This is a genomic window from Parabacteroides sp. CAG:2 (genome assembly GCF_000436315.1).
Classification (GTDB): domain Bacteria; phylum Bacteroidota; class Bacteroidia; order Bacteroidales; family Tannerellaceae; genus Parabacteroides; species Parabacteroides distasonis.
Map to the genome: position 1 here is coordinate 1 of NZ_FR885328.1, position 22,194 is coordinate 22,194.

The 22,194-nt window shown below is 43.9% G+C and carries 13 protein-coding genes and 2 pseudogenes; 11 read left to right on the plus strand and 4 right to left on the minus strand.

The genetic code is table 11. The annotated features are described in order from the left end of the window. Window positions 1-123: 123 nt before the first annotated feature. From QVP94_RS16150 to QVP94_RS16165, 4 genes and pseudogenes are all read right to left on the minus strand, one after another. Window positions 124-267, minus strand: a pseudogene (locus tag QVP94_RS16150) (MFS transporter); the annotation flags it as partial. 103 nt (window positions 268-370) lie between these two features. After that, window positions 371-1,573: an AGE family epimerase/isomerase gene (locus QVP94_RS16155; protein ID WP_005860496.1), complete on the minus strand. Its 1,203-nt coding sequence runs from the start codon at window positions 1,571-1,573 to the stop codon at window positions 371-373. A gap of 3 nt (window positions 1,574-1,576) precedes the next feature. Beyond that, the gene (locus QVP94_RS16160; RefSeq protein ID WP_005860498.1) at window positions 1,577-2,494 is read right to left on the minus strand and encodes a dihydrodipicolinate synthase family protein; all 918 of its coding nucleotides are present in this window, start codon (window positions 2,492-2,494) and stop codon (window positions 1,577-1,579) included. Window positions 2,495-2,635: 141 nt separating this feature from the next. Continuing rightward, a complete protein-coding gene (locus tag QVP94_RS16165; RefSeq protein ID WP_005860500.1) occupies window positions 2,636-3,844 on the minus strand; it encodes an ROK family transcriptional regulator in 1,209 nt (402 codons plus the stop codon). Between the two features lie 133 nt (window positions 3,845-3,977). Here QVP94_RS16165 and QVP94_RS16170 point away from each other — a divergent pair. The 11 genes and pseudogenes from QVP94_RS16170 to QVP94_RS16220 all read left to right on the plus strand — a co-directional run. Next, window positions 3,978-5,096: pseudogene (locus tag QVP94_RS16170) on the plus strand (MFS transporter); the annotation flags it as partial. Between the two features lie 47 nt (window positions 5,097-5,143). Further along, window positions 5,144-8,419 (plus strand): SusC/RagA family TonB-linked outer membrane protein, encoded by a 3,276-nt coding sequence (locus QVP94_RS16175; protein WP_008773236.1) that lies wholly within the window; start codon window positions 5,144-5,146, stop codon window positions 8,417-8,419. Window positions 8,420-8,447: 28 nt separating this feature from the next. Then, window positions 8,448-10,019: a SusD family outer membrane lipoprotein NanU gene (gene nanU, locus QVP94_RS16180; protein ID WP_005860490.1), complete on the plus strand. Its 1,572-nt coding sequence runs from the start codon at window positions 8,448-8,450 to the stop codon at window positions 10,017-10,019. Window positions 10,020-10,156: 137 nt separating this feature from the next. Beyond that, window positions 10,157-11,779, plus strand: coding sequence for a sialidase family protein (locus QVP94_RS16185; protein ID WP_022192990.1), 1,623 nt, complete (start codon window positions 10,157-10,159; stop codon window positions 11,777-11,779). Between the two features lie 11 nt (window positions 11,780-11,790). Continuing rightward, window positions 11,791-13,809, plus strand: coding sequence for a family 20 glycosylhydrolase (locus QVP94_RS16190; protein WP_022192991.1), 2,019 nt, complete (start codon window positions 11,791-11,793; stop codon window positions 13,807-13,809). Between the two features lie 21 nt (window positions 13,810-13,830). Then, window positions 13,831-15,906, plus strand: a complete 2,076-nt coding sequence (locus tag QVP94_RS16195) for a GDSL-type esterase/lipase family protein (protein WP_022192992.1) — start codon at window positions 13,831-13,833, stop codon at window positions 15,904-15,906. 3 nt (window positions 15,907-15,909) lie between these two features. Next, the gene (locus QVP94_RS16200) at window positions 15,910-17,100 is read left to right on the plus strand and encodes a cyclically-permuted mutarotase family protein (protein WP_022192993.1); all 1,191 of its coding nucleotides are present in this window, start codon (window positions 15,910-15,912) and stop codon (window positions 17,098-17,100) included. Window positions 17,101-17,560: 460 nt separating this feature from the next. After that, window positions 17,561-18,172, plus strand: coding sequence for a Crp/Fnr family transcriptional regulator (locus tag QVP94_RS16205; RefSeq protein WP_009016512.1), 612 nt, complete (start codon window positions 17,561-17,563; stop codon window positions 18,170-18,172). Between the two features lie 170 nt (window positions 18,173-18,342). Continuing rightward, complete coding sequence (locus QVP94_RS16210) at window positions 18,343-19,605, plus strand: aminotransferase class I/II-fold pyridoxal phosphate-dependent enzyme (RefSeq protein ID WP_009016513.1); 1,263 nt, start codon at window positions 18,343-18,345, stop codon at window positions 19,603-19,605. Between the two features lie 150 nt (window positions 19,606-19,755). Next, complete coding sequence (locus QVP94_RS16215) at window positions 19,756-20,970, plus strand: chymotrypsin family serine protease (RefSeq protein WP_022192994.1); 1,215 nt, start codon at window positions 19,756-19,758, stop codon at window positions 20,968-20,970. Window positions 20,971-21,041: 71 nt separating this feature from the next. After that, the gene (locus QVP94_RS16220; protein WP_009016515.1) at window positions 21,042-21,698 is read left to right on the plus strand and encodes a hypothetical protein; all 657 of its coding nucleotides are present in this window, start codon (window positions 21,042-21,044) and stop codon (window positions 21,696-21,698) included. The last annotated feature ends 496 nt before the right edge of the window (window positions 21,699-22,194 follow it).

A 22,194-nucleotide genomic window follows, 5' to 3' on the forward strand; every position in this document is an offset into this window, starting at 1 on the left:
CGGAAGAATTACGCCTGATCGAACGATTCTTCCTCCCGATCAAACGGATCGTGAAAGAAGGATTTTAGTGTAATATTATCCTTTCTTTCCTATGCGTTTATCACAGATGTCACGAGTGACAGAGTCCGCCGCAGACTCTAGTTCCACGATATCCACCATCATAGCTGATTTCATGGTTGATAGCATCTGGCGATCCATATAGTTCAGTAAGGCGACAACCCATAGTAAACCGACTACGATCCAAGGATATAATTTCTTATTTTTCATTTGATTGAGGAAAATAAAAAGGAAAACAAAGCCTTAGAAACATCAGGAGCCACGGTTGTGACCCCTGATGTCAATTGACCAATTTTCAGTATTTTAGATAAAGTTATTTAGAAAGAATTTCGTCGCAGAGTAAACTACATTTGAGAAGCATTCTAGGAATGTGGAACGGACCTTTGAATAGATTGCCTTTGGCAGATTGAGAGAGACTACCATCGAAGTGTAGGTAGCCATACCATTCCCCATATTCTTTGTCGGGGAGATGATTAAATGTGTAATCGTTTATTAGTTTGTGCATTTCGAGATATTTGGCGTCGCCAGTCGCTTGGTAGGCGTAAAGCGTAGCGATAACCGCCTCGCATTGTGGCCACCAGAACTTCATGTCGTGCCAATACTCTTGGGGAGGGAAGTTTTTGCAATCCTTGAAATAGTTGATTCCGCCGTACGTCTTATCCCAGCCCCAGTCCCAAGACCAGTTGAGGATTTGTAAGCCCATCTCTTTCAGTTGAGGGTCCCATCCTCGGTATTTGGCCTCTTCTAAGATAAACCATGCGGTCTCGATGGAGTGGCCGGGATTGATGGTACGCCCGGCGATAGAGTCGATAAACTCACCGTTGGGTCCTACTGTCTCCAAGATAGCCTTGAATTCGGGATGCATGAAATCACGGCGTAGCTCGGCTATGGAATCATCGATTTGTTGTGTAAGTATGGGATCGTTTATGGCCTCACGGATGCGTGCCGCCGTATCGATCAGTATCATGCAGAAAGAATGGCCTTTCGCCACGAGACCTTCACGAAATTTAGGCTCCAATAATCCCGGGGTATTCTTATAGTGTAATACTTGCTTGAATAAGTTCACGGCCTTCTCAGCATAGCCTTTGTCGCCTGATGCCAATGCATAGTGAGCCATAGCGATCGCCGCGAAAGTCTCGGAGAATACGTAACGGCGTTTACGTACAGGGATGCCTGTCGCTGTCACCTCGAAGAACATACGTCCGTCCGTATCAAAACAATGTTTCTCGATGAAATCGATACCGTTTTTACAGGCTCTCAGCCATTCTTCGTTCTTCTCAATGTGATTATAGGCATATGCCAAGATAAAGGCGAATCGTCCTTGGAACCAAACGGATTTAGTGGAGTCCATCAGAGTACCATCCCGGTCTACGCAAGTAAAGTAACCGCCGTTCTCTTTGTCCAGTCCGTATTTCATCCAAAAAGGAAGAATATTGGAAAGAAGCTCATTCCGATAGGTCTTGCCCCAATAAGCTAGATATTCCGATGGATTAGATAAATTGTCAAACGCTGCCATACCTTAGAATTTATTACATCTTTCAAAGAAATTGATAGCCTCTAATTCCGCTTTCATTGCGGCCTCTTCTTCGTCCGTCATATTCCGGAACGGGGTACGGTTCTTGCCGAGATCTAATCCGATCAATTTCATGATGCGTTTTCCTCCGACGATATTACCACGGTAATTGCAGATAACGTTAATAACCTCCTGAGAGAAGTTTTGTCTCTCGCGAGCTGTCTCTAAGTCACCGGCTGCCCAAGCCTCTAGGATACCGGTTAATTCTTTTCCGTTATAGTTTGTGGTACCACCGATACCTCCTTGCGCTCCACCCATCGCAAGGCAAGGAAGAATCGTTTCATCCTGTCCGTGCAACATGTCGAATTTACCATCCTTGTATAAACGACATTGATTGTATTCGTATAAGCTCTCGTATGTATATTTGATACCGGCGAAATTAGGGATACGCCCGTCTACTGCTTTTAAGAAATCCAGCATAGGGAGGAAAGCGTTGTTAAACGCAGGGATATGATAGTAGTAAAACGGTAAGGCAGGAGCGCCGCAAGCGATCTCCTCGCAGTACTTTACCAATTCCTCAATTCGACCGATACGAGGGAAAGGGGTAGCCATAGCGCCAATACCCCAAGCGCCGATCTTTTGAGCATGTTCCGCTAAATTACGGCTAGACTTAACGCATGTGCTACCTACGTGCACGATTACCTTAAAGCCTTCCGGAGCTGCTTCCATCCATTTCTCGGCCAATTTCATGCGTTCTTCCTCTGTCAGCATATAACCTTCTCCGGAAGAACCATTGATGAATACGCCTTTCAGCCCGTTTTTCACAAGAAGTTTCGCATAATCTTCAATGGGCTCGTAATTAACTTCCCCGTTCTCGTAGAACGGAGTAAAGGGAGCATCGATCAATCCTTTAATTTTATCCATATCTGCGTTATTTTTATGAGTTTTAACCTCTGATTTTAATTATGCTGCAAATATAAATAAAATATTTTAATAATATAGTGGTGTTTTATCGAGAAAATGAAATAATTATTTATTTTTTATTTAATTCCTTTGAAATACATATTAAATCATACCTAGAATTTTAGATCGAGATAGCAGGCAGGCTCCTAATATACCCGCTCTTTCACCTAATTTGGATACTTTGATCTGAGTATCACGGGTTACCAAGTTCAAAGAGTACTTCCTGACGGCACTTTTAATAGGTAGGCTTAAATATTCTCCCGTCTGCGACAAGGGGCCGCCCAGTACGACCAGTTCCGGATTGAAAATGTTCATCAATCCGGCTATTCCTTTACCTAGATTAAAACCGATCTCCTCCAGTATCTCAATGGATAGCATATCCTCTTTGTGAATGGCGTCGATCAAGTCAGAGAGCCCGATGTATTCCCCGGCATCGATTTTACTGGCCAATATGGTGTTGCTACCCTCTTTATACCGCTCAAGGAGGGTACGGTATAGGGCAGAACCGGAAGCTCCAGTCTCGAGGCATCCTTTTTTACCGCAATGGCAAAGAATCTCATTCTCGAAGAAGCTGAAGTGCCCAAATTCTCCGGAGAAACCTGATTTCCCGAAATAAACCTTGCCGTCTATGATGATACCGATACCTAATCCCCAAGATATATTGATGAATAGGATATTTTTCTCTCCTTTTACGACTCCTTGAAGATATTCGCCGTAAGCCATGGAACGGGTGTCATTCTCTATATAGATCTTTATATGTAGTTTTTCCTCAAGGATTTGAGACAAGGGCTTCTCCTCAAAGTAAAAAATGCTATAGCTATATCCGGCGAAAGGATTTACCCGTCCGGATATATTAATGCCAATGCTTAATATCTTTTCCCTTGGGATCGGCAACGAGTTTATAAATTCATTGATGCATTCGCAAAGATGGTCTAAAGCGGCTGGTGTGTTTTCGAGTGTATAAGGGATATTCTGCTCAATGCGGATCTTATCTCCTTTAAAATCTAATATGGCTAGATTCAGTTGATCTTTCAGTATATCTACGCCCACAAAATAGCCGGATACGGGATTGAGCCCGTAAATACTAGGTTTACGCCCTCCGCTAGTCTCTTGTTTTCCAAAGTCGAGTATATAACCGTCCTCTTGTAATTCGCTAATTAGCTTAGTGACGGTGGGGATACTGAGATTCATTTCTTTACATACCTCCGCTATAGTAGCGTCTCCATTGGCCATATAATAATGTATGATCTTCTTTTTCAGAAGGCCACTGCGAGTATTGTCATCGGACGAGAGCAAGAACTTAGTTGTCATGGTTATACCTTTATTGAGTGATTAGGGCAAAGGTACAATAAGTTTTTTCAAAAACTAAGCGTAATAAAATAAAATTTTTTCATAAGGAGCTATCTTAATTGTAAGAATTTGTAATAGAAGTTGAATACCATAGTCTGCGGCGAACTTCGGACGTTTGATGGCGGTCTTCCTCTGGATCTACGGATTCATGAGCCCTGTAGCCGGTATGGTGGCAGACAGGGTAAACAGGAAGTGGCTAATCGTGGGTAGCTTATTTGTCTGGTCCTTCGTGACTTTGATGATGGGGTATTGCACGGATTTCAATCAGATCTATTACCTACGTGCCTTGATGGGGGTCAGTGAGGCCCTGTATATTCCTGCCGGATTATCGCTTATCACAGATTATCACCAAGAGAAAACACGGTCATTAGCCGTAGGTATCCATATGACAGGTCTATACGTAGGCCAAGCCTTGGGAGGATTCGGAGCTACGGTGGCCAGCGCTTATACGTGGGAAACGACTTTCCATTGGTTTGGTATCATCGGCATCGCTTATAGCGTGGTCTTGATCATCTTCTTACACGATAAGAAAGATCATGTGGAACAAGCCGTAAAACTGGAAAATTATCCGAAAGAGAATCCGATTTCCGGTGCGTTTAAAGGATTAGGGATGTTATTCACGAACATCGCTTTTTGGATCATTCTTCTTTATTTCGCCACGCCGAGCTTACCGGGTTGGGCGACAAAGAACTGGCTCCCTACCCTATTCGCTGAAAATCTCTCGTTGGATATGTCTGAGGCCGGTCCGTTATCTACATTCACGATCGCTATCTCTTCCTTTATAGGGGTAATCGCCGGAGGTATTTTATCCGATAAATGGATCCAGCGGAATGTCCGGGGACGTGTATACACAGGCGCCATTGGTTTGGCATTAACGATACCCTCTCTCCTATTACTAGGATTTGGGCACAACTTCCCGATGATTATCGGCGGTGGTCTTTGCTTCGGTATCGGTTATGGTATATTCGACGCCAATAATATGCCTATCCTTTGCCAATTCATCTCCCCCCGTTATCGGGCTACAGCCTATGGAATTATGAATATGACCGGTGTATTCGCCGGAGCCGCCATCACGGATATACTAGGAAAATCTACCGATGCTGGTAACCTTGGCCATGACTTCGCCATGCTAGCCGGATTGGTACTCATCGCACTTTTAATCCAAGTGATCTTCTTACGTCCGAAAGTCGCTAATATGACCGACGAATGCTAATTAATCTCATCCAATAAACTAAATAAACAACAAAAAAGTAATTCATTATGAAGAAGAATCTACTGCTCTTAATGCTCGCGCTCCTACTTCCGGCATTTATGTACGGACAAGAGCAGACAGTCTCCGGAACAGTGCTGGATACCTATAACATGGGTGTCCCCGGTGCGTCTATCGTTGAAAAAGGCACGACAAATGGAACGATTACCGATTTCGACGGTAATTACACTCTCACCGTATCCAACAAAAACGCCACATTAGTATTTTCTTTCATTGGGTACAAGACACAAGAAGTTCCAGTAGCCGGAAAGGCCAAAGTAGACGTGATCCTACAAGAAAACGCCGAACAGCTAGACGAAGTAGTGGTAACCGGTTACGGTGGCTCACAAAAGAGAGCGACCTTGACAACCTCTATCTCTAAATTGGATAACGCCGTACTGGAAAATGCAGCGATGTCTAACGCCGGACAATCCTTGCAAGGAACCGTATCTGGTTTGCGCGTCGTAAACACGACCGGTCAGCCGGGAGCAAACCCAAATATCGTACTTCGTGGCGGAGCTACCATAACAGGTAAGGATAATGGCGCATTGGTCGTTGTAGATGGTATCGTGCGCAACTCATTGGCCGACATCAACCCCTCCGACATCGAGTCTATCCAAGTATTGAAAGACGCAGCCTCAACCGCTATCTACGGTGCCCGTGCCAATGGTGGCGTAATCTTGGTTACCACGAAACGTGGTAAAGAAGGATCCGCTTCCGTCTCTTACAAGTTCAAGGGAGGTGCCAACTTTGCTCGCACAGGTTATGATTACTTAAACGCTCACGATTATATTTACTACAATCGCTTAGGATACCAAAGAACTGGACGTTCAGGCATGGATAACCAAATGGGATACGGTATCGGGAATGACCTATTTGATATCCGTTATTTGGATGACAGTACCAAAGGCCTCTTGGCAGAAGGTTGGCAACAAATGCAAGACCCAACCGATCCGAATAAACAAATCTTATTCAAGGATTACTCAGGGCAAATGAAAGACGCAGCCTTCCAAGACCCTTCTTTCACGCAAGATCATTATATCAATATCACAGGAGGTAACGACAAAGGTACATTCGCAGCCAGCTTAGGTTACTACAAAGAAGACGGTCTCATTAAGGGAACCAGCTACGAGCGTTTCTCCGGGACATTCAATGGATCCTATAAGATATTTCCGATCTTGACAGTCAACGCTGGAACGACTTATACATGGTCTCGCCAGCCGGGTCTTTGGATCGGATCATATGAGTTCTTCTATCGCACAATGAGCCAACGCCCTACATGGAACCCATACATGGAAGACGGATCTCCCGCTTCAGGCTTCGGCACGGGTGATGGAAACCCTCTTTACTACAAAGATAAATTAACGAATACGAATGGAACCCGCCGCTCTACCTATAATATCGGTTTTGATCTAGAGATCATCCCGAAGAAATTAATCTTGAAAGAGAATAGCGCCCTATACCACGTAGACGATCAAACAGATAAGTTCGAGAAATCTTACCAACAACAAAACGCCACTAGCCCGAATCTTACCCGTAAGGCTGAGGCCAAATATATAAAGCAGAACCAACAGCAACATAGTGTTACTTTGACGTACACAGACACATTCAAAGAAAAACACAATCTGGAGGCAATGCTTGGTGGCGAGTATTTCAATTGGCATCAATATACGCTGAACGCAAGGACCGAAAATTCTCCGTCGGATGACATCCCTACTTTGAACGCTGGTAGTAATCGTACCTATACCTATAGCTACAAGGAAGGCTATCGTATCCTTTCTGGCTTTGCCCGTGTAAACTATAACTACAATTACAAATACCTATTATCGGTCGTAGCTCGTTATGACGGAATCTCCAAGTTGAGCGATAACCGTTGGGGCTTCTTCCCGGGTATCTCCGCTGGTTGGAATATCATGGAAGAGGAGTTCTTTAAGGAATCGAAGTTGGTAGATGTGATCTCTAACCTGAAGCCTCGTATCAGCTACGGTGTGAACGGTAACGTAAACGGATTAGGATACTACGATGTATATGGTAGCTATGGGCAGAAAGACGCGAACGGATCGATCATAACAAACTATGATGGCTCTGTAGGTTTCTATAATGACAAATTGGTAAACGGTGGATTACGTTGGGAGCAAAGTAAATCTTTCGAAGTAGGTTTGGATATAGGATTCTTCAACAATCGCTTGAGCTTTATCCTAGACTATTATAATCGTACGACTTCCGATTTATTGACAGATTTGGATTTACCCAATTACACTGGTTTCAACAGCATCAAAACCAACTTGGGAACTTTACGTAACCAAGGTTTCGAGATGGAAGTAAAAGCGAATATCCTAAACAACGTAAACGGATTCAGTTGGGATGTATCAGCAAACTTATCTACGGTAGCGAACAAGATTGTCAAGCTTCCGGCCAATGGGAACGAAAATAACCGCCAAGGAGGTTACCAAGTATACGACCCGCAAAAGGGTGAAGTCGTATGGGTTGGCGGAAAACAAGAAGGAGGTAAGCTGGGTGATTTATTTGCCTTCAAGCAAGATCATATCTTCAAGGATTGGGATGACGTGAAAGCGAATGCCAATAACCGCTACGACGCAATTGGAGAATTGTATGGCCCCGCCGCATGGGAAGCTTTAAAGGATAAGGCAGGTAAGCAACCGATCGAGCCGGGTGACGTTTGTTGGGCCGACTTGAACAATGATGGCGTAATCAACAATCTAGACCGCGTGAAAGTAGGTAATCTTTTCCCGACAGTAACCGGTGGTTTCTCCACGACATTAGGCTATAAGGATTTCTCTTTATACGCTCGTTTTGATTATGCGTTAGGGCATACGCTGTATAACGACTTAGCCGCACGTTCACTTGGACAATATCAAGGTTCGTTTAACATCATCGATATGGTGAAAGACAGTTGGTCGGAGACAAACCAGGATACGGATATACCTAAGTTCTACTATGCCGATCAGTTGAGTAAGAAGAATATTACTCGCTCCAACAATGGTTTAACAGCAGTTGACAACAACAGCTCCCGCTTCTACGAAAAGGGTGATTATCTAGCTTTACGTGAAATCACATTGACTTGGAACCTACCGAAGAAATGGATTAACAAAGCCTTGATGAGCAATGCATCTGTTTATGTAACCGGACAAAACTTGTTCTACATCACAGGATATACCGGTGTATCTCCGGAACCGGCGGTAGATACTACCTATGGTCAAGGTCTTGATAACGGTAGATACCCAACTCCTAAAACGGTTCTTCTTGGTTTATCCGTAACATTTTAGTCAAACCCATTAAAAAAGACAGACATTTATGAAAAAGATAATTATAGCCATGATGGCAGCAGTCTCATTACTGAATTTCAGCGGATGCGACTCCTTGGACATGGAACCCGTAAGTAGTATTTCCGACGCAAACTATTGGAAATCCCCGGACCAGTTTAAGGCATTCAACATAGGTTTACACGGATTGCTCCGTTCACAATCCAGTTATAACATATTCGTATTGGGCGAACCTCGCTCGGACATCTACGGAGATCAGCCATTCGGAGGCGAGGCTACCCAAGGCGTAGAGCGTTTCTCATACAACACGATCAACGCAGAGTTTACAGGTATCAGCAACTTCGCTAATTTTTATACGACACTGAACCAAATCAACTTGATGATCCGTAGAACGAACGAGACCGATTTATTAGGCGAGGCCGAAAAGAACTATTACTTAGGGCAGGCTTACGGTTTACGCGCCTATATCTATTTCCATTTGTTACGCTCTTGGGGAGACGTTATCATTACTACGGAGCCAACCTTAGGTAGCGAATTGGATATCTCTCACCTTGATAAGGCCGCTTCTCCAGCGAGTGAGGTGATGGATCTGATCAAGAAGGATATCGATGCCTCGGAAAAAGCTTTTGGCGGAGATTATTCTTATAAACAAGGAAAGTGTTATTGGTCTAAACCCGCTACCTTGATGCTGAAAGGTGAGGTTTATCTATGGAGCGGACGCCAGATGGGTGGCGGCACGGGCGATTATACCGTAGCCAAGACAGCCTTGCAAGATCTTCAACAAAACGGCAACTTAAAGCTGCAAGAGAAATTCACGGACGTTTTCTCTTTCAACAATAAGGAGAACAGCGAGATGATCTTCGCACTCCATAGTGGTAAGGAGGATGATTTCATGATGTGGAGAGACTATAACTGGCGTAACAATATGGTACCTCAACGTGAGTACATGGCAGGCTACTGTGACGAGACAGGAACTCCATTCCTTGAAATACCGGGATACAACCTACAAGGCTTAATGCGCTACCAAGTAAAGAAAGATCATTACCTAAAATCATTCCGCGAAGGTGATACCCGCTTGAAAGGTACCTTGAAGGCGGTTTACAAAAAGCACGAAGACGGAACCTTGGAATATATCGCACCAATCCAATACAAGTTCCAAGGAACCACCTTGGAAGGTAGCAACGAAAGAAGTTGGTACGATGATTATCCTATCTATCGCTATGCGGATGCCTTGCTATTATTAGCCGAGGCTAAGGCCTTGCTCGGAGAAGATCCTTCTACAGAGATCAACGCCGTTCGCGAGCGTGCTTACGGTTCCGAATATTTTAACGCACATAAGAACGAGGTGGCTTATCCGAATGACAAAGGAAGTTTCTATAACGATAACCCGTTTGAGGCGGGCGACGAGAATGTGATGGAAGCTATCCTTAAAGAGAGACTTCGCGAGTTCTTCTTTGAGGGTAAACGTTGGTACGACTTGAGACGCTTCGGTAAGGATTATGTATTAAAATATACCACAGCACAAGAATCACGTTTATTATGGCCGATCAATGAAGGGGCATTGACAAACAATCCCGCATTGAAACAGACTCCCGGATACTAATCGTACATAGGTTTAAGGCGATTGGATATAATTAGGTTTTTGGCACGAATTCCAAAGGGGCTTTGTTCATATGAATGAATATCGCTACCTTTGGAATTCACATATCTATTAATTTCAACCTACAAACAAAAAACATCATGAAAAAAACTTTCCTGTATTTCTGCCTTCTTTTCATCGTACAAACGGCTTTTGCGGCAGACAGTCTTCATGTGCGAGAGCAACAAATCCCCATCTTGATAGACCGGATCGACAATGTACTTTACGAGATGCGGATACCGGCCCAAAAAGGGGATGTATTAAACGAGATCACGATACAGATCGGAGACAATGTCAACCTGTCGGACATCCAAGCGATACGTCTATTTTATAGCGGAGTGGAAGCTCCTTCCCGCAAAGGGGAACATTTCAGTCCCGTTACGTACATATCCAGCCATATACCGGGAAATACCCGTAAGGCTCTTGAATCTTATTCCGTACGGCAAGATGAGGTTACCACCCCCTTGTCGCGCACGGTAAAACTAACCTCTAAACAACCGATGCTTAAAGGCATCAATTATTTCTGGGTAAGTATCCAGATGAAGCCAGAGACTTCCTTATTGGCAAAAGTAGCGACTACGATACCTAACGCCCAGATCAACAACAAACCGATCGACATCACTTGGAAAGGAAAGGTGGACGAACGCCATGTAGGTATCGGCGTACGCCAAGCCGGGGATGACGGATCGGCGGCCTTCCGCATCCCGGGATTAGTGACGACGAATAACGGAACATTACTCGGAGTCTACGATATTCGCTATAATAGCAGCGTGGACCTGCAAGAGAAAATCGATATCGGAGTAAGCCGCAGTACCGATAAGGGACAAACTTGGGAACCGATGCGAGTAGCCATGACTTTCAAACAAACGGATGGCCTGCCCCACGGACAAAACGGCGTGGGAGACCCATCGATCTTGGTAGACGAAAAGACCAATACGATCTGGGTAGTAGCCGCATGGACGCATGGTATGGGTAACGAACGGGCTTGGTGGAACTCCATGCCGGGAATGACACCGGACGAGACCGCCCAACTTATGCTCGTGAAAAGTGAGGACGATGGTAAGACGTGGAGCGAACCGATCAACATCACGTCTCAAGTAAAAGACCCGTCTTGGTATTTCCTATTGCAAGGCCCGGGACGAGGCATCACGATGCAAGACGGTACCTTGGTCTTCCCGATCCAGTTTATCGACGCTACCCGTGTGCCCAACGCCGGCATTATGTATAGCAAAGACCGCGGGAAAACATGGCACCTGCATAACTTAGCCCGCACGAATACCACGGAGGCACAAGTTGCCGAGGTAGAGCCGGGCGTATTGATGCTAAATATGCGCGATAACCGGGGCGGTAGCCGTGCCGTAGCCACGACAAAAGATTTAGGCAAGACATGGACAGAGCATCCTTCCAGCCGCAGTGCCTTGCAGGAACCCGTTTGTATGGCCAGCTTGATCAAGGTAAACGCCAAAGACAACATCACCGGCAAAGACCTTTTACTCTTCTCCAACCCGAATACGACAAAAGGGCGTAATCATATCACGATCAAGGCGAGTCTGGACGGCGGACTTACTTGGCCTACGGAGCATCAAGTCTTATTAGACGAGGCCGAGGGCTGGGGATATTCCTGTCTCTCCATGATCGATAAGGAAACGGTTGGAATCTTCTACGAGTCAAGCGTGGCGCATATGACCTTCCAAGCCATTAAGCTAACAGATCTTATTCCTTAGAGAAACAATCTATGAGATCAATACTGAATCTTATTCTTATTGTATATATAGGCATTTCCGGGTCTTTACAGGCCCGGAATCCTGTTTTATTGCCCTTGCCCCAAAAATACGTCCGGACAAACGCTTCGTTCCATCCGAAGGAAATCGCGGTTTCTTCCGAAGGGAAACTCCGTTCCATCCTAATGGAATTCTTGGAGGAGCTGCCGGTAAGCGTCCAACCGGACAGCCGATACAAGATAGAGGTTTCCTTGGTTGACAAATTGGACGGAATCCCCCTCAACTCCGAGGAGGCTTATCAACTAAGCGTCTCTTCCCGGGGGATAACCATCCGGGCGGTATCCGAGCAAGGAGCTTATTGGGCGATACAAACCTTGCGCCAACTGACCGAGCGGCAAGGGAAGCGATATTCCATCCAAGGCTGCGAGATCACCGACTGGCCCGCTTTCCGCATACGAGGATTCATGCAAGACGTGGGGCGGAGCTATATCTCCATGGAAGAACTGAAACGGGAGATCGAGGTACTTTCCCGCTACAAGATGAACGTATTTCATTGGCATCTCACGGAGAACCAAGCTTGGCGTCTGGAGAGCAAGATCTTTCCGATGCTGAACGACAGCTGCAATATGAGCCGTATGCCCGGAAAATATTACACGATCGAGGAGGCAAAGGAGCTGGTTCGCTTTTGCAAGGAGCATAACGTACTATTGATCCCGGAGATCGATATGCCGGGGCATAGCGACGCTTTCATCCGGGCGTTCCGTCATGATATGCAGAGCAAGGAGGGTATGGCGATCTTAAAACTATTGATGGACGAGGTTTGCGAGGTATTCGAGGAGGTTCCTTACTTACATATCGGGACCGACGAGGTAAAGTTTACCAATCCAAAGTTCGTACCCGAGATGGTCGCTTATATCCGTGCGAAAGGGAAACAAGTGATCTCTTGGAACCCGGGATGGAAGTACAAGCCGGGTGAGATCGACATGGAGCAAATGTGGAGTTACCGGGGAAAAGCGCAACCGGGCATTCCCGCGATCGACTCCCGTTTCCATTATATCAACCATTTTGATACGTTCGCCGACTTAATCGCCTTGTACACCAGCCGTATTTACAATGAACCGCAAGGAAGCCATGATTTGGCGGGTACGATCCTTGCCGTATGGCACGACCGGGTCGTACAGCCGGAGGACAAATTGATCCGGGAGAATAATTTGTATCCGAATCTATTAGCGATCGCCGAACGTTCTTGGTTGGGCGGCGGCTATCAATATTTCGATAAGAACGGAACGATGCTGCCTATCGATCCCGATAACGAGGAGCATAAGGCATTTGTCGATTTTGAGCGGCGGATGTTATGGCATAAAGAACATCATTTCCAAGGATACCCGTTCGCCTACGTCAAGCAAACCAACGTGAGATGGCGTATCACCGACGCTTTCCCGAATGATGGGGAACTGACCCGCTCTTTCCCTCCGGAAAAGGCGCTTCAGACACAATATACCTATGAAGGGAAAAGCTACGGCACGCATGACGCCATCGGTGCCGGAATCTACCTGCGCCATGTCTGGGGACCGCTGGTTCCCGGTGTCTATAAGGACCCGCAGCCGAATCATACCGCTTACGCATGGACTTGGATCTATTCGCCCAAGACGCAAGACGTAGGGGCGTGGATCGAATTCCAGAATTACGGGCGCTCGGAGATGGATCTTCCTCCCTCACAAGGGAAATGGGATTATAAAGAGAGCCGTATCTGGGTAAATGATCAAGAGATAACGCCCCCCGTATGGACCGCTACCCACCGGGAGAAGTCCAATGAGATCCCACTGGGGAACGAGAACTGCGTAAGCCGTAAACCAACCCCGGTCCATCTGGAAAAAGGCTGGAACAAGGTGTTCATGAAGCTTCCGGTCGGTACGTTCAATACCCCCGAGGTCCGTCTGGTGAAATGGATGTTTACGTTCGTTTGCGTCACCCCGGATGGAGAGAAAGCGGTGGAAGGACTGGTTTACTCTCCGGATAAACAACTTAAATAACGTCTAATTCGGTTGAATGAAATGAGAAAAATAATAGGAATCTTATCCATCTTCCTCGCTTTCGCTCTCATGGGGCAAGCGCAAAGAATCAAGGTGGCTTGCGTAGGTAATAGCGTGACCTACGGCTACGGAATCGAGAACAGGGAAACAAACTGCTACCCGGCCCAATTGCAACAGATGCTTGGAGATGCCTACGAAGTGGAGAACTTCGGGCATAGCGGGGCTACTTTATTAAACAAGGGATATCGTCCTTATACCCAACAAGAGGCGTATCAAAAGGCACTGAGGTTTGCCGGGGATTACGTGATCATCCATCTGGGATTGAACGATACGGACCCTCGGGCATGGCCGAATTACCGGGACGATTTCGTTCGGGATTATCTTTCCTTGATCGAATCTTTCCGGAAAGCCAATCCGAAATGCAAGGTATGGGTTTGCCGTATGACTCCGATATCTCACCGCCATCCTCGTTTTAAATCCGGTACAAGAGACTGGTACTGGATGGAGCAAGCGCTTATCGAAGAAATCGCCCGGATAGCCGGCGCGACCTTGGTCGATTTGCAGGAAGGATTATATGACCGTCCGGATCTATTGCCCGACGCATTGCATCCAAACGCTGAAGGTGCCGGTATCTTGGCCCGCACCGTTTATGGGGCGCTAACCGGAGATTACGGAGGATTACAGCTTCCTGACATCTATTCGGACCGGATGGTCTTGCAACGGGATCAACCGCTTCCTATATCTGGCATCGCCAACCAAGGGGAGAAAGTAACCGTTACCCTCGCCGGACAAAGGAAGGAGACCGTAGCCGGTACGAACGGGAAATGGACTGTCACGCTCGACCCCTTGCGGGTAAGCGGGAAATCCTATACCTTAACGGTTTCTACCCCCAGCCGCACGCTGAACTATCGGGATGTAGTAGCCGGGGAAGTCTGGCTATGCTCCGGACAATCCAACATGGCGTTCCGGGTAAACGAGAGCGTAAAGGAAGAACAACAGCAACAATTGGATTACGCGAAACAACACTCGCAAATCCGTTTATTCGACCTAAAGCCCCGCTGGGAAACCTACGCCGTGGAATGGGACGCTTCCGTACTGGATTCATTGAACCGCCTGCAATATTACCACGACGCCCAATGGGAAGTATGCGACACGCGGAATACCGCACGCTTCTCGGCCATAGGATTTGCCTTCGGGCGTATGCTGGCCGATAGCTTACAAGTACCCGTAGGATTGATATTGAACGCTGTTGGCGGCTCGCCTACGGAGGCATGGATCGACCGGAAAACACTGGAATTCGAGTTTCCGGATATCTTACAGGATTGGACGAAGAACGACTTTATCCAAGATTGGGTACGTGAACGGGCGGCCTTAAACATCAAGCAAGCGTCCAACCCGCTCCAACGCCATCCGTATGAGCCTTGTTATCTGTTCGAGGCGGGTATCCAACCCCTTCATCGATATCCCATCAAAGGGATTATTTGGTACCAAGGAGAATCGAACGCCCATAATATGGAAGTACACGAACGATTATTCCCGCTATTGGTGAACAGCTGGCGCCAGAATTGGAACGCAGACCTGCCTTTCTACTATGTCCAACTATCCAGCATAGACCGCCCGAGTTGGACTTGGTTCAGGGACAGCCAACGCCGCCTGGCGCAAACCGTATCGAATACGGGTATGGCCGTTAGTAGCGATCGCGGGGATTCTTTAAACGTTCACCCTACCCGAAAAAAAGAGATTGGCGAACGACTGGCACATTGGGCCTTGAACAAGACTTACGGACATAACGTAATCCCATCCGGCCCTTTGTTCCGCAGCGCAACGTTTACCGATAACGCCGCCTATATCACTTTCGATTACGCAAAGGGCTTGAGAACTTCCGATGGGGACCCCATCCGTACATTCGAGATCGCCGAGCAGGAAGGACTTTACTATCCGGCGCAAGCCGTGGTAGAGAACGGGAAAGTAAAGGTGTGGAACGATCAAGTGACTCACCCGAAGCTGGTACGCTACGGCTGGCAACCCTTCACGAGAGCGAATCTTGTAAACGAGGCGGGCATGCCGGCCTCTACGTTCCGGGCAATAAAAGAATAAGCTATGCATAATAAACAACAAATCACCGGCTGGTTGTTCCTCCTGCTACTCTGCGTAGCGGGATGCGGCCAGCCTGTATCTAAAAAACAGAACACCATGATAAACTGGACAAAATTACCGGATCTACCGGGAGCAGCCGATACGGCTTCCCTTGGCGTTTCCGCCCCGTTCGCCGGCATCCATAACGGCGTATTGATCGTTGCCGGAGGTTGCAACTTTCCGGACAAACCCGTCACCGAGGGAGGAGCCAAGCGATATTATAGCGAGATATTCGTCCTTCTTCCCGAAGGCTGGAAAGAGATCGACCGACTGCCTCGTCCCGTCGCCTACGGCGCTACGGTTTCCACCCCGGAAGGTATCGTTTGCATCGGAGGAAACAACAGTGATTCTTCCTTGGTAGAGGTCTCCCGCATCTCCTATAACCCCACGAAAGGAGAGGTAACGGTTTGCGCCTTACCCTCCTTACCATCTCCAATGGATAATCTCTCGGCCGCATTTACCGGACAGGAGATTTACGTAGCAGGGGGAAATGAGAACGGACAGCCCTGCCATACCTTCTTACGCCTCAACCTCGCGAATATCGAAAAGGGATGGGAACAACTACCGGACTTCCCGGGAGCAGCCCGTGTACAACCGGTATTAGCGGCCGGAGAAAGTCCCAACGGCACACGTATCTATCTAGCCGGAGGCTTCCAGCCCATCCTAAACGAAGAGGAACCGATCGTCCCGACGGATGTATTGGTATTCGACCCGGCAACTTTTACCTGGCAACAAGAGACCGTTCTTCCCCCGTTTAAGGACGGAACGAACCGTACCCTAACAGGAGGCTGTGCCGTGACTTTCCAAACGGATAAAATCTTATTTATGGGAGGTGTGAACTACGATTGTTTCCTAGCCGCCATCGCCCGCCCGATCCATTTAGCGAAAGCGGAGGCGACGCAAGATTCGGCGGCCATTACCCGCCTGCAAGCGGAAGCCAAGGCCTATATGCACCATCCGGTAGAATGGTACCGATTCAATACCACCTTACTTCAATACGACCTATCCACGAAAGCATGGAGCGATCTGGGCGAATATGAGCAGTTGGCCCGTGCCGGAGCGGGAGCGGTTATCCAAGATGGCCGGTTAACTATCATCAACGGAGAATTGAAACCGGGTATCCGCACGCCGCAAGTGAATCAAGCGAAATTATAATAGGGATTTAGTGGGATCGCTGGTAAGTTTGCCAACGATCCCTGTTTACTTTTTTCACCCGATTTTAAGTATCCGGAGTCTATTTAGAGCATACGTATCCCAAGGTAAATCCTAGACAATAAGCACGTAAATAATGTTCTTATATAAATCACTGAACATAAACAACTTAAAAAGACAATTATACTTTCTGCGAAACACGTACGTGTTTTTGGAAAAAGTCGTACATGTTTTTCGGGAAACACGTACATGTTTTTACTGAATCACACGACAGGAAACAAGAGCGTATATGGAAATATACAATAAGCCTACCTTATCATCAGATCTGAACAGTATTTCTTCCTAATCTCTATTTCACAGGTATTTTGGCACAGTTACCTTGAATAAATCTTGATTATCCAACTTTTAATATTATCTTTGTTCTTAGAGCGCATTAACATAACTATCTAAACATACTAAATACATGAAAACCAACATCGCATTATTAATAGAGCAATCCGTTAACGTTATAGACTCCTTAAATAAAGGACTACGATTAACACCCGAAGAACAACTATTTTTTTGTGAACACTTCGAACGTGAAGAAATCAAGAAAAACGAGTTTACCATAAGAATCGGTGATTACGAAAAATATCTTTATTTCATAGAAAGTGGTATCCTACGTTATTGGACTGCACAAGAATATGGTGATCCGGACAAAGAAATCACCTTTTGGTTTTCTTTCCCGGGCGAATTCGCCAACTCGTACTTTTCCCTTAAAGAAAATCAGCCATCACTCATACATATACAAGCATTGACAGACTGTGTAATCTGGAAATTATCGAAGCTAGACTTAGCTGATTTATATCAAACCTCCCTAAACATAAATAAGATTGCAAGAATTGTTCTCGAAGATGCTTTATGCCGGAAAATAACAAGAGAGACCTTGCTACTTGGTTCCTCCGCCGAAGCTATTTATGAGGATCTTATAACCAAAGAAAAAGAACTAATTAATAATATACCATTAAAATATTTGGCATCTTACATAGGAGTCACCCCCCAAAGATTAAGTCAAATAAGGAGAAAAGTTCATTAATAAGGCAACTTATTTTTCGTTCCACTTTTGCGTTAGAGAATGATAATGGAGAATCTGTTATGTTTAATCTTCTTTATAAAGTAAGAAACCTAAGTAAATAATTAAAATAGTTTCATTTCATAATATAATAACTGTCAATAATTTTGTCAAATTAAAAGAGAGGGGTTTATATGCAAAACGAATTTGACAACATGACATTAAAAGACTTCGAAAATAGAGGTCAAGACTTATTAACCAGAGCAAAACAGGTTGATGATTATATATCATATAGACATAAAATCCAGCACTTACCTTATCGTGTCATCTCTTTGACCGGTTCTAGTGCCCATATGAAAGTGGTCGATCCATATTCAAATAAAGAAAAAGAAATGATCAGTTTCGTATCTAATGACTATCTAGGTCTATCGCATCACCCGGAAGTAATAAAAGCAGGTATTGACGCACTTGAACAATATGGAGCTGGAGCTGGGGCCAGTCCTTTGATCGGAGGACACAATTTCTTGCATGAGCAGTTAGAACAAGAGATCGCTCATTTCTTGAAAAATGAGTATGCGATAACCTATACATCCGGATACGCCGCAAATTGCAGCACATTACTGGCCATGATGGGTAAAGAAGATATCGCAATCATGGATATGTTTACTCATGCGAGTGTATTTGACGGTTGTTTATGTACCAATACAAAGAGATTCCTTCACAACAACATTGATTCTTTAGTACATGTCTTAAACAACTCAAAGAACTTCAAAAATCGCTTTGTAATTATTGATGGCGTTTACTCCCAAGATGGGGATATCGCCTTTCTTGATCAAATTTATGCCGTATGTAAAGAGCATGACGCATTTCTCATTGTTGATGACGCTCATGGTATTGGTGTATTAGGCAAAACAGGCCGAGGAATTATTGAAGATTATGGTCTTCTCGACAAAGTAGACATGATAACCGGAACATTCAGTAAAGCTTTCGGATGCGTGGGAGGTTATGCCATAGCAAGAAAAGAGATCATAACTTTACTCAGATATTATTCAAGACAAAATATATTTTCCGCCGCCGCTACACCTCAAACCGCCGCATCCGCAATAAAAGCCATCCAACTGATTGACCAAGAACCCCAATGGAGAAATACATTAGCCGAAAATATCGAATATTTTAAAACCGGACTTGAAACCCTAGGTCTTGATTATGGTAATACCGAATCAGCTATATTCCCCGTAATGGTACGTAATGAACACAATGTGAAAGAAGCAGCTCGCATACTATTTGAGCAAGGAATATATGTAAACCCAATCAGTTATCCAGCTGTACCGGAAAAATTATCCCGTCTTCGCTTTAGCTTAACAGCTATGCATACAAAGGAGGAGTTGGATAAGACATTTAGTATCCTTGAAAACATTAAAGAAACACATAAGTTATTAGCACAAAAATTACAATAAACAGAAAGTCTACCTCTATTAACTATAGATCATAATATATTCATAGAATAACAAAACTAATTAAAATTTATTCATCATCATATTATAAACGAAGTAATACCTTTGTGTAGGTAAAACAAATACAAATTTCACAAATTAAATCAAACGGAAATGAAGAGATTAATTTTCACACTACTTGTTATGGCTTTAGTAACAGGCTGTTCATCTGATGACATGTTAAATGACATACAGAACAATACTAAAAATAAAGCAGACAATGTCTATGATTTACAAAAATCAAAAATGGAAGCCATGAGCTTAGCTGATAATCTTAACAGCTCATTCGAATCTAGTATTACGAAATCTAGTAATACAGTTTATCCTAATTATTATGGAGGCAATTATATCAATGAAGAAGGACGGTTAGTTGTCTTAACAGTTGGAGATACTATAGAATTCAGGAACAGAATTAAAACAAGGGTAATTAGTGATAATTTCGAATTAGAACCATGCTTATATTCATATAACTATCTATTAACAACGATCAACAACCTTAATATTTTTTTTGACACCATAGAAGGAAAAAAAATGCTACAAGAGTTATCAATAAGTGCATTTGGTCTATTAGATAATAAAAATCAAGTATTTGTTGACATTAAAGATCTCAATTCTGATAAAATAAATCAATTTAAAAATAAGATTATGGATACACCTGCTATAATCTTTTGCAATACTGATTTTGAATGTAGTACACATCTAGCATCAGATATACATCCTGGTGGACCTTTATATACAACCAGCACCGTTAACAATAACAAAGGGGGTAGTTTTGGATATAGAGTTAAGTCAAGATCAACAGGTGCACAAGGATTTGTTACTTGTGCACACGTGATGAAAACACAAACAGCGCCGGTTTATTACGGTTTAGCTGAAAAAATTCAAATTGGAAACTGCGTAAAACTGATCAATAATGGTGATCTAGACGGTGCTTTTTGCCAAGTAACAAACAATGGATTCACATTAAGCAACCAAGCTGCATTTGGCGCCCAATTATCAACTTCTATACAGACTTTAAGTGTCGGTGCTGATGTCTTGATGGATGGCAGAACAACAAATCGCAGAGCGTGGGGAGTAGTACAAGCGACTAATGTTAGTGTATCATTTAAGGATAAAGAAACAGGTCTTTACACTCCTCTCTATAAAGGGCTTACACAAACTGATTATGAATGCCAAGAGGGTGACAGTGGTGGAGTTGTATATTCTACCTCATATAAAACAGTGGGGATGCATGAAGGAGGGGGCTATTCCACCTTTACCTATAAATATATAGGTTACTATTGGCCTGCATCAACAGTCAATAGCAAACTTGGCGTAACAAGGTATTAAACTTATTTTCAATTACACAAAGGTACATAATTGCCATTAATTACATACCTTTGTGTAATATAATTTTGTATATGAAAATATATTTCGAAATATTCATTTTACTATTGATAAGTTGTTCAGGTAATCATCAACAACAAGAAAATGATATTCAACAAACAAATAATCAAGACAAGAAGAATTTAGCATATATAATAGACACAAATAAAGAAACAACTATTGAAAATAAGAACTTACAATTTCTCATAGAAAAAGATTCTATATTCAGAAAAGACTCTATATTCAAGATATTAGAAGAAAGGAAAATCCGTCTTGATCATAGTTTTTACAGGAAAACTGGAAATTTTGATTTTCCTCTATATTATGGAGGAAGCTATATAAATAAGAATAACCTATTATTCGTGAATATAGTAGATTCACTAGACAACATATATACAAAAAGTGATATTATAAACAGAATAGGTAATAAAGATTTCAAAATAAAGAAATGTTCGTATTCTCTAAAAATGCTCGGAGATACACTAAACCAATTAAATACAGTCTTTAATCGCAATAAGTACTTATTAAAGGAAAATCTAAAAACAAGTAATTTTGAAATTAATATAGAAAACAATGTTATATTAATATTACTAGAAGATTCTACTATGGAAAATATTCAAGAATTTAAAAGAAACATAATGGACTCGCCTCTGTTTCATTTCTCCCAGAAACCAATACTTTATTTACATTAAGTTTACATTTTTCTTTATCCTGCATCAATCAAGATCGTTTTCGTTTCTCCCTCGGCTAGATACGGGCTCTCGTTTGCTATTAAATTTCCTGTTCCAAATCATGTACGCTCATCAATCTGATGGAAAAGCACATCTTCATTCCTAAGTGCTTCTTTAAAACGACTAGCTTAAACCATCGTTTCAACTAGTCGTTTTTTTACCCTTTCATGCCGCAAATATATGAAATTCTTTTGAGACCAAAAATGCGATTCAACTAAAAGTTATTCAGCACTTTCACAAAATAAGAGATTCATCTTTTACCAATACTTCATCAAACAAACTTTTTGGCTAATATAAACGATCGTTTTAGCTATTCGTTTTCATCGCTTACAATTCTGGTAGGTAAAAATACGCTCTTTAACAACGTACAATGAAAGATAATTACAAAAGTCGGATTATGAAGAACTTATTTAATTACTGGTTTAAGACAAACAAGAAAAGCTTGTATGATCAATTA

What these genes read in the sequence shown, in the direction of transcription:
- QVP94_RS16155 (WP_005860496.1), bottom strand. Translation starts at nt 1,573, where the DNA reads ATGGCAGCGTTTGACAATTTATCTAATCCATCGGAATATCTAGCTTAT.
- QVP94_RS16160 (WP_005860498.1), bottom strand. Translation starts at nt 2,494, where the DNA reads ATGGATAAAATTAAAGGATTGATCGATGCTCCCTTTACTCCGTTCTAC.
- QVP94_RS16165 (WP_005860500.1), bottom strand. Translation starts at nt 3,844, where the DNA reads ATGACAACTAAGTTCTTGCTCTCGTCCGATGACAATACTCGCAGTGGC.
- QVP94_RS16175 (WP_008773236.1), top strand. Translation starts at nt 5,144, where the DNA reads ATGAAGAAGAATCTACTGCTCTTAATGCTCGCGCTCCTACTTCCGGCA.
- nanU (WP_005860490.1), top strand. Translation starts at nt 8,448, where the DNA reads ATGAAAAAGATAATTATAGCCATGATGGCAGCAGTCTCATTACTGAAT.
- QVP94_RS16185 (WP_022192990.1), top strand. Translation starts at nt 10,157, where the DNA reads ATGAAAAAAACTTTCCTGTATTTCTGCCTTCTTTTCATCGTACAAACG.
- QVP94_RS16190 (WP_022192991.1), top strand. Translation starts at nt 11,791, where the DNA reads ATGAGATCAATACTGAATCTTATTCTTATTGTATATATAGGCATTTCC.
- QVP94_RS16195 (WP_022192992.1), top strand. Translation starts at nt 13,831, where the DNA reads ATGAGAAAAATAATAGGAATCTTATCCATCTTCCTCGCTTTCGCTCTC.
- QVP94_RS16200 (WP_022192993.1), top strand. Translation starts at nt 15,910, where the DNA reads ATGCATAATAAACAACAAATCACCGGCTGGTTGTTCCTCCTGCTACTC.
- QVP94_RS16205 (WP_009016512.1), top strand. Translation starts at nt 17,561, where the DNA reads ATGAAAACCAACATCGCATTATTAATAGAGCAATCCGTTAACGTTATA.
- QVP94_RS16210 (WP_009016513.1), top strand. Translation starts at nt 18,343, where the DNA reads ATGCAAAACGAATTTGACAACATGACATTAAAAGACTTCGAAAATAGA.
- QVP94_RS16215 (WP_022192994.1), top strand. Translation starts at nt 19,756, where the DNA reads ATGAAGAGATTAATTTTCACACTACTTGTTATGGCTTTAGTAACAGGC.
- QVP94_RS16220 (WP_009016515.1), top strand. Translation starts at nt 21,042, where the DNA reads ATGAAAATATATTTCGAAATATTCATTTTACTATTGATAAGTTGTTCA.